Below are 9408 nucleotides of genomic sequence, written 5' to 3'. Positions count from 1 at the left end.
ACCCGCCACGCCACTGCCCGAGCCAATCCACCGGTTTCCATTCCTTCGCTGTTGGAAGATCGGCAGGGGCGAGGAGCCTTCGTCGCGGTGAGCCTCACTCGCCGAACCGACGACCTTGTCGACATCACTCTTTCCCCCCCGAGAACGCCAGGAGCACACCCAGCCGCCCGTCCTGCGCCAGCAGATTCTTGCGGTCCCGCCTGTGAGCCCGCTCTGCGCGACGCTGGGCCAGATGAAAAAGCACCCGACCGAATTGCGGCGATCGTGGCAGGCGCGCCGGCAAGAGCTCGAGCAGCGGGTCCTCCATGGAAAGGACCGTCTCGGTTGTGCCCGGCTCGCCGCGCCTCGCGGTTCGCCCTTGCATCTGGCGGTCTATGCGACCCGCATCGTGCAATTCGCTCAATATGACATGGAGGCCGCCATCGTCGAGAAGATCGGGGTCGACGGCGATATCGACGCCGCGGCCAGCCATGTTGGTGGCCACGGTGATGCGGCCGCGGCGTCCAGCCTCGGCGATGATGCCGGCCTCGCGCGCGACGTTCTCCGCGTTGAGGACTTCGTGTTCGAGCCCTGCCTCCATCAGAGAGCGGCTGAGCTGATTGGAGGCGAGCACGGAGCGCGTGCCGATCAGCACCGGCCGGCCGCTCAAGTGTAACGTCCTCACACGTTCGACGATGCAGCGCCACTTCTCGTCCTGATTGGCGCAGATGGTGGCGCCGAGATCTCGACGCTTCGATGGCACGTTCGGCGGAATGCGAACGACGCCGAGCCGGTAGACCGACCACAGTTCACTCGTTACTTCACGAGCGGTCCCGGTCATACCGCACAGCGTAAGATAGCGTCGAAAGAAGCGTTGATAGGTCATGCGAGCCATCGGCAGCTTTCGGCTTGTTGTCTCGCATGCCTCCTTGAATTCGATCAGTTGGTGCAACCCGTCGCTCCAGGACCGGTCGGGCATGATCCTGCCGGTGTATTCATCGACGATCTGCACCTTGCCGTCCTGGACGAGATAGTGCTCGCCTTTCCGGAAGATGTGCGTCGCCGACAGCGCCTGGCGGGCTCCTTCCTCGCGCCGGATGCGATTCAGCCAGATGCCGCCCACGGCCCGACCTTTGTCCTCGAGGCGAGCTCGTCCGGCATCGGTTAGCTCGATCCGCCGCTCCTCGGCCCGCATTCTGTAGTGGAGGTCCGGCTCCAGGTCCTCGATCATCCGGAAGGCCTGTTGCGCCCACTCCCGTTCCTCGCTGGCGTCGGTCTCCCTTGAGATGATCAGCGGGGTGCGCGCTTCGTCGACGAGCACGCTGTCGGCCTCGTCGACGATGGCGAAATGCAGCCCGCGCATTGTCACACGCTGGCTGGCATCAGCATCACCAGCGAATTCTCTGAGCTTCGTACGGAGGAAATTCGGCCGGATGCCGAGCGCGATGCGATCGCGCAGATAGTCAAACGCGATGTCCTTGTTGCTGGCGTAGACGATGTCGCGGGCATAAATGGCAGCCTTCTCCGCTGGCGACAGCCCGTTGGTGACGACGCCGGTGGAAAGGCCCAGAAAACTGAAGATCGGCGACAACGCCCTATGATCGCGCTCCGCGAGATATTCGTTCACCGTCACAACATGCACAGGCATCCCGGCAAAGGCGGCGGCCGCCGCCGGCAACGCGACAGTCACCGTTTTGCCTTCGCCCGTGTCCATCTCGACCACGGCTCCCCCGATCATTGAAAGACCAGCGAGAACCTGGACGTCGTGGTGCCGCAGCCCGACGGTTCTGCGGGAAACCTCCCTCACCAGCGCAAAGAGGGTAACGACAAGCTGCTCGTCCAGCCCGTCACGACGCATCTTGGCCCGTATCTCGCGAGCGCGCGCCGCCAGACGCGCATCCGACGCCAGCTTGAATTCCGGCTCCAGCGCGGCAACGCCGCCGACCAACTTTCCGATCCGCGATCGCCACAGCCGCCTAAGAAAAGCGCTCGGGGCGGCCGTGACGACCGCCTCGATTGAATCCAGCCAGTGCTGTTTCGGGTCAGCCCGTTCCGCATACCGTTCGAGGGGCGGCAGTGACCACATTTGCGCTTGCTCGCTCACCCGACTTTACTCCGCAGGCTGAGCAACGGCCCAGGAGCGGTGTCTGCTACCCCGCTCCCTGGCGATCGGCAATTTCGTATTCGCATGGCGGCAGGCTATGCCGAGGCTTCCCCGCCTTTGGCGTTGCGGCTAGCCGTCCTGGGCGGATGCCGTGATGCCTCCTTGCTTATTTCGATAGGCTCGGCCGCGATTTCGGACGCCGCACCCCTCGTGGCGATACGCTCGATCATGTCACCGAAATGGCGAAGCGAATAGAGATGCAGATACGTGCACTCGAGTTCGTCGTTGCGGAACATGGCGAGCAGATCTGCATCGGGCAACGCCTTCAGCTTTTCCCGGTTAACCGTCATGAAGCCCGAAAGCGACCGTCGCTCGCCGCTGTTGAGGTTGAACTGGGCTTGCATGGGCTGCAGAAGGTCGAGCGCCTTCAACTTGTCGCAATACTCCTTGGTCCGCTGGAAGCGCCCTTGGTAATCCTGTAGGAAACTCAGAACGCCCTTCAGATATTGCGTCTGCTGGCCGTCATTGTCGAACAGGCGCTCTCCGCGCCCTTCCCGGTTGCAGCCTTCGAAGCTCTCATCGATGTGCAGGATGAACGTCTTGCCTGACTTGTCGGTGGAGAAGACGAAAGGATAGCGGCGGACGAAGGCCGGTATGTATTTACCTTGCCAGGCACCCTCGTCGTTGATGAACAGGTTCTCGGTTTGCTGGGCACCGAGCACCACGACAGGCATGACCGCATCGTCGGCGCCGGCGAAGACAATCGGATACTCCGCCGCCGCCTGCGCAAACTCGACGGCGGTGAGCGGTACGGAATTGACGCTGCTGGCGAAACGATAGCTTACCCCTGCCTTCACGGCGAGGTCCTTGTGGCGCTCGGCACTGACCGGCGTTGCATTCTGATAGAAAAGCAATTGTGTGGTCATGAAACACTCCCTTGTGAATCCAAGGAGAATCCTGACGCCATCCGCAGCCCAAAATGAGATTTACTTATTTCCGCCGCCCGGCTTCCCCCGCATGACCAGAGAACACCGTCATGGCTTTGATGTCTAGTCAGATTTTCGAAAGAATACGATTAATCGTTAACACCTGGATGGCATCCAAATGGGCGATGTATTTTGCAGTAATTGGTCGCAATGCCATCAGACAAAGGTCTGACCTACAAAAGGGACTATGGTTTATCTGCGCACAGAGGCCTGCGCTATATCTTTAGCCGGCTCTACTGACCGTTATTCAAGCATGATCGTTCCGGCGAGCCGCATAATCGCATCGTCGTCCAAGGAATATCGCAACAAATTCAATACACTGCTTGTTAAACCTGAGTTATACGAATTTTCCTAAATTTATATCTGAAAAACACGCAGAAATACCTGCCTAACACCTCGATAGAGACGTCCTGCAAGCGGTTCCGCTCCGTATGAGAAACGCACGTAGACACGGCTGCCAATGCGCGGAATTGTCCTATCCTCATCCAGGCGCAAGTCGAGATGAAGGAGATTGGCGACCACGCGACGCTGCTTTGGATCGGTGGGATCAAGCGAGATCGTGCCGCCGCCCACAGTGCTCAAGGCGGCGCTAGGCAGCGAGTCGCTCAATGCCGGCACTTCGCGGATCATGCGGGCCGGAATGGCCCGCCACATATCGCCGACGAGTCTTACGCTGACATCTCGGGTGTGGCTGCGCACCAGATCCGCCTCGTCCTCCGGCACGACGACCCGGATCAGCGGATGGTCGAACTCGGCGACGTAGCCCACCGTCTCGCCGCGATGCAGGAAGCGTCCGACAAGGTCGGTCGCGCCTGGCAGTATGAAGGTCCCGGAAGCCTGGCTGCGTACAGTAAGCGATTTCTGCCTGTCCGCGGCCAGGGCAAGATCGGCCTCTGCCAGCCGCAGTTCTTCTTTGACAATGAGGGAATTGGCTTCATCGGCTATATCCTGCTTGGCCAGCCTCACCTTCAGTTCCCGGACGCGGATCGTCAGCAACTCGACCTTGGCTGCAAGCAGCGGATCCTCCAGCCTGACCAGGGGCATGCCCTGCGCCACCTCGCTGTCGGGGGCGGCCAAAATCTCCGTCACGACGCCATCGGCCCCGACATTGACGATGCCGTTGCCGGGCAACCAGACGATTCCCTGCGCGATCGTTGAATGCGGCAACGGCACCAGAAACAATACCACAGCAAGCGCGGCGATCGTGCCTGCAACCACACCGAAGGCGCGGCCACGATTGTGTCGGAGTGCCGGGTTGACCAACAGGAACCAAATCCCCTTCGCGACCGGCACGCCAAGCATCAGTATGACCGCCCACACGGCGATAAGCGTTCCTACTATGAAGAACTGCCGGCTGACGAAGGTGACGATCGCCGCCGTGATGGTAAGCCGGTAAAAAAACGCGGCGAACCCATAGAAGAAGAGCCAGCCCGCCTCCCCCGACGCCGTGACGGGAGAAGTGGCCGAGCGTATCCGGAAAGCGTAGCGCTGAACCAGATAGCCGAGATAAGCATTGGCGCGACTGGCGAGATTCGGAATCTCGATGATGTCGGAGAGCACGTAATAGCCGTCGAACTTGAGCAGCGGATTGCCATTGAAGACAAGCGTCGACACGCCGCCGATCAGCATCACGTTGAAGGCGAAGGCCCGAACCAGCCCAGGCTCCGCGTTGACCCAGACAATCAGCGCTAGCGCGGCGAGTACGATTTCGACCATTATTCCCGCGCCGCCGACAATAGCTCTGTGCCATTTGTTCTGGAAGGCGAGGCTGTCGGACGCATCGACGTAAGGCACCGGCATGAAGACGAGCAGCATCACACCGATTTCGTGGACCGTGCCGCCCCACCGCTTTACCGCATAGGCATGGCCCAGCTCATGCACCGCCTTGATCATCGGAAAGGCGATGAGCAGCAGGATCAGGTTCTCCGCCGACAGCACGCGATCGGTGACGTCCTTGGTGAGCGCCCTCCAATGCACCCCGGCAAGCACCAATGCATAGCCGAACAGGAGGCAGAAACCGAGCGCCCCGACCCAAGAGAACAGCGGCCTAATCAGCGGCAAGGTCGCCTGCAGAAACTTGTCGGGGTCGATCAGGCCGAAGCGCAAGGCAAGCGGATTCATGAAGCTCATGATGAGCTTGCGGTCACGCTGCTTCTTACCCCGATCGGCGAGTTCTCCGATGTCGGGCGGCACGTCGCCGAACAGCACGTCAGTCGTGTGCAGTTGTCCGAGAAGGTGGATGACCTCGTCTTGAGTCATCACCTTGTCCTCGAGTTGCGCGCAGGCCATGTCCCAGATTTCCTGGATCGTCCGCCTGCCGTCGAGCAGGCTGATGATGAACCAGGTTTCGGGCGTGAACCGGTGGAAGCGGCCGGACGTTCTGTCTTGCAGCACATACCATAGCTGGCCGCGAAAGATCGCCCTGTGGATGCGGGCGTGACCGCGCAGCCTGAGCTTCAGGCCGGAGACCCGATACCAGGATGAGCTGAGGTAGGACTGTTCCATCGGCTCAACCTAAGGCAGCCAACGCCACAGGACGAGGTAGGCCCAGTCTACCATCTTGCCGGCATAGCTCGTCACGAGCAGGCGCCGGTCGATCGCCGTCTTTGCGATACCCTCCATGCCCGGCCTGAGCCGCGGGCTCGGGTGATCAAGGGCAGCTTCCACTTGGAAGAAGTTCCGGCCGTCCTTCTGCATGGAAAGCGCGGTGATCCGCTCGACGCGGTAGCTCATGGGTTCCTGCGGCAGGGAGGCCACGCGCAGCACGCCCGCCTGGTTGAGCGCGATGTCGCCGATGTCGCTCTCGTCGACATCGATGACAACGCGGTACGTGTCGAGGGGCGCGATCCGGAACAATTCCTGCCCCCTTTCGACGGCAGCCCCGATCGACTGGCTCAGGTCGCCCTGGACCACGAAACCGTCGAAGGGCGCGACGAGACGGGTGCGCCTCAGTTGCTCGTCGATGAGCTTCAGTTGCGCCTCCGCCTGTTCGATTTGGGTCTTGATGATCGCCGCTTCCGCGCGATCATACTTGGCGAGCGCGCGGTCGTATTCGGTCATCCGCTGCTGGCGTGAAGTGGAGAGCCTCAACCGCTCGAAGGAAAGATCCTGGTCGTCGAGCTGGGCGAGCGTGTCACCTTTCCTCACCGTCTCGCCGGCACGCACGTTTTCGCTGGCCACATAGCCGTTGAATGGCGCCACGATCGTTCTTTGGATCGTGCCCCTGACGATGGCTGGCGACGTAACGGCGTGGTCCGCGGTGGCCAGGCTGAGCCAGACCGCTACAGCGGCAAAACAGAGTGTGGCGAGCTTGCGGCCGAAGTAGCGGGGCCCAAGCAACCGCTCGACCTGTCTGGCGGAGGCTTCCCATATCTTGACGAAGATGTTGCGATCGTTGCGGCGCTTTTCCTCGAGCACCGGCCCGACGACAGCCGCCACCGCATCGCATAGATCGACCTCAGCCTCGTCGAACTCCCGTCCTGCCGGTTTGATGAAGGTGATAGCGCCGATCGATCGGTGGTCGAACTGCAGCGGCACGGTGAGCACGCCACCGGTCTTGTGTTCCCTGGCAAGCTCTTCGTGCTCGCGGCTGACGCGGTATTCCCAGCCTTCCCTCGCAGGATGAAGCACGATGCTGCGCTGGTCGACAGCCTCGTCCATCGCCGCCGCGATGTCCTTTATCAGGTTGATCTTCTTCGAGAAATCCGCCGCATGGGAGACAGCCGCTACAGAACAGCGGCGATGCCGGACAAAGCCGACGCTGACCGGGTCGCAATCGAGCCTGAGGGCAAGCTCGGTGACCAGTGCCGTGCTTGCGGCGGTGATGCCATTGTTGTCGAGCACGGTCGCCAGCATGTCGAAGGCGATGCGACTGCGCTCGCGCGCTTCTTGGTCGTCGGCCTGCATCTGGCGCCGCAGCAGGACTTCCATCCAGCCCGCGGCCCACTGCATGCGACGCAGCGTCTCGCCGGCGCCGATCTCATCCCCTATGGAGGAGACCGCGCACACGCCGTAGATCCGCCCGTCGACGATGAGAGGTTGGGCAATCTGCCGAACCGCCTGCGCTCCATCCGGACCGCCACCGCTGGTGACGGCACCCTGACGCTGGGCAAGCGACTTCTCGGCTATGGCCGAGAGGCTGATGCCGACCACATCCTTGTCAGGCCACCATGCCACCGGAGTGAATGGACCGACATCCGGCTCGCCAAGCACGGCCACACCGGCCACCACACCTGGAACTTGCCGGCAAAGAAGCGCCAGCCACGCTTCCACGAATTCCTCTGGCCCTGCGGCGTTGCGAAACTTCTGCCACAGGGCCTGGTCAAGAACGGCGAAGCTCACCGTTCCTGAAGCTGAACCCGCCTGGCCCGGCGTCGGGCCCTTCAGCATTTCATTCATTCGCCGGGCATACCCTCGTTTTTACTCGCGTTCTACGACCTGCTGAACAGCCCGGCCAGTCTTTGCAGCAGGCCGGTACGGGCCTCCCACTCGATCATGCCGCTAAGGTCCTCGATGGCATCGTCACCATGGCGAGACGACGCAGGAGTGGCCTCTCGATGGTTGTCGTTGTTCTCTTCGACAACCACATAGGCGTCGTTCGCACTGTTGCCGCCGATCTTGGCGAACCGCATCAGCTCGAACTCCGACGCCTCCACGAACACACCGCTCCGCTCGTCGAAGAAGCCTGTCGCGCCGCCGTCGGACGACTTGCCGCCATTTGACGAGGCTGTCCTGCCAGTCGACACGGTCGCGACAGGAAGAGGCAGTTCAATGCTTGCCGCCCTCTCCTCGTTCCCGCCTGCCGAGCCGCTGACGAAACCGCCAAGCCCTTCGTCGAAGAAGACGGTGACGCTGAGGCCGGCATCGGCATCGACAGGGGGCAGACGCCGCTCGCCGACTGCCAGCACCTCACCCATCACCGTGCCCAAGCCGCCGGAGACACCGTCGTCATGGGTGAGGCCAAGACCGTGGCCAAGCTCATGGATCAGCACCGAGAGAAGGTCGATACGGCCATCGGCCGCGCCGCCGCTAACAGCAACCAGCTTGCCATCGCGCCAGGTGAATTCCTCGGCGGTTACCGGCGTCAGGTCGACGAACCAGCCATTGCCAGCGGCATCGGCATCCAGGAACACCGTACCGTTCTCGTAGCGTCCGAGGGTGCGGCCGTCGAGTTGGACAATGTCAATGGTGATGTCGGATAGCGATGCAATCTGCTCGTCGTCGAAACGTCCGCTCGCCTTCAATACCGTGACCGCCTGAGCAAACAGGGCATTGACCGGCGCCCCGGCCGTCAGGTTCACCGCGTTCACGGCCGTGCCGGACGAGGCCGCCATCAGGCTGGAGGCAGTGTTGAAGAACAGATCGTTCGTACGCAGCTGGAAGCGGTCGAACGAGGTCGCGCCGCTGCCGGTCATCAGGCCGATCTGGCCGTCCACCAGCACCGAATTGTATCCATAAGTGCCGACGAGACCTCCATTGACCTGGATGCTGACCGACGCGCCCTTGAAGATGAGCCGCAGTGAATAGTCGACATTTGCGTCGAGAACCTTGGTGAAGCTCGCGTCGATCGTCACGCCACCCTTCGGGCTGACATGGCCGACCACCACCTTGTCATTGACGACGTCCAGCGTGACGAACTTGTAGTCGTTCGCCGCGTAGCGGTCGAAAACGATGCCGCCGCTCGTGGCGGTCGACAGCTTGGTTTCGACTTCCAGATACGAGTCCGCCGCCAGCGACGTGCCGAGCTTGAACGTATTCGCGGCGGCCCCGCCATTGGCTATCAGCCTGCCATTGCTGAACGTCCAGCCTGCGGTCGCGGCAAGCGGGAAGCGTCCCTGCGCGTTGTCGAACTGATCGGTGTAGTCGAGCGTCAGTTCGGGCGGCAGTATCTGCAGGGTGAAGTTGTCGACCGTGCCCTTGGCCCCCTGGTTGCCGACGCCGACCATGCCCTTGTTCAGCCCCTGCGGCTCGCCATTCTCGATGCGCGGCGCGAAGGTGTAGCTGAACTGGTTCACGCCGGCCACCGACACGGTCACGTTCGTGCCATTGACCGCGACGAGCACGTCGTAAGCCGTACCCGCCTTCAACTGGACGGGCTTGTTCGACTTGACGAGCTGGTGCCAGCCGCTCGCGTCGCGGTAGCCCATTTCAATCTGGTTGTTCGCGACGTTGATGCCGGCATACTTGAAGTCCGTCGGCGACTGGTAGTCGAAGATGATGTAGGTGTTCGCCTTCCAGCCAGCGAGCGGCTTGTCCGCCGTGATCTTCGCCGAAACCTCGAAATAGACAGGCAGATACTGGTCGGCATAGAACACCGCCGCCGCCTGATCAGTTCCGGAG

At 61.8% G+C, this 9408-nt stretch carries 5 protein-coding genes; all 5 read right to left on the bottom strand.

Annotated features, from left to right (window positions below; all coding sequences use genetic code 11):
- Positions 1-124: 124 nt before the first annotated feature.
- Complete coding sequence (locus EOD07_RS11790) at positions 125-2083, bottom strand: prepilin peptidase (RefSeq protein ID WP_245470058.1); 1959 nt, start codon at positions 2081-2083, stop codon at positions 125-127.
- A 95-nt stretch (positions 2084-2178) separates the two neighbouring features.
- On the bottom strand, positions 2179-3009 hold the full coding sequence (locus EOD07_RS11785) for a SapC family protein (RefSeq protein WP_127235575.1): 831 nt from the start codon (positions 3007-3009) through the stop codon (positions 2179-2181).
- A 417-nt stretch (positions 3010-3426) separates the two neighbouring features.
- The gene (locus EOD07_RS11780) at positions 3427-5358 is read right to left on the bottom strand and encodes a peptidase M50 (RefSeq protein ID WP_245470057.1); all 1932 of its coding nucleotides are present in this window, start codon (positions 5356-5358) and stop codon (positions 3427-3429) included.
- Between the two features lie 225 nt (positions 5359-5583).
- Positions 5584-7458 (bottom strand): efflux RND transporter periplasmic adaptor subunit, encoded by a 1875-nt coding sequence (locus EOD07_RS11775; RefSeq protein WP_164772190.1) that lies wholly within the window; start codon positions 7456-7458, stop codon positions 5584-5586.
- 41 nt (positions 7459-7499) lie between these two features.
- Positions 7500-9408 (bottom strand): hypothetical protein (locus EOD07_RS37610; RefSeq protein ID WP_164772189.1); only part of this gene is annotated, 1909 nt, incomplete at its 5' end.

Source organism: Mesorhizobium sp. M2C.T.Ca.TU.002.02.1.1 (genome assembly GCF_003997225.1).
The sequence above is the reverse complement of the archived record's forward strand: the minus strand, read 5'-3'. Positions and strand labels throughout refer to the sequence as shown.

Bases quoted from the DNA above. Each gene is read 5' to 3' on its own strand.
- EOD07_RS11775 (WP_164772190.1), bottom strand. From the start codon at position 7,458: ATGCTGAAGGGCCCGACGCCGGGCCAGGCGGGTTCAGCTTCAGGAACG.
- EOD07_RS11780 (WP_245470057.1), bottom strand. From the start codon at position 5,358: ATGGCCTGCGCGCAACTCGAGGACAAGGTGATGACTCAAGACGAGGTC.
- EOD07_RS11785 (WP_127235575.1), bottom strand. From the start codon at position 3,009: ATGACCACACAATTGCTTTTCTATCAGAATGCAACGCCGGTCAGTGCC.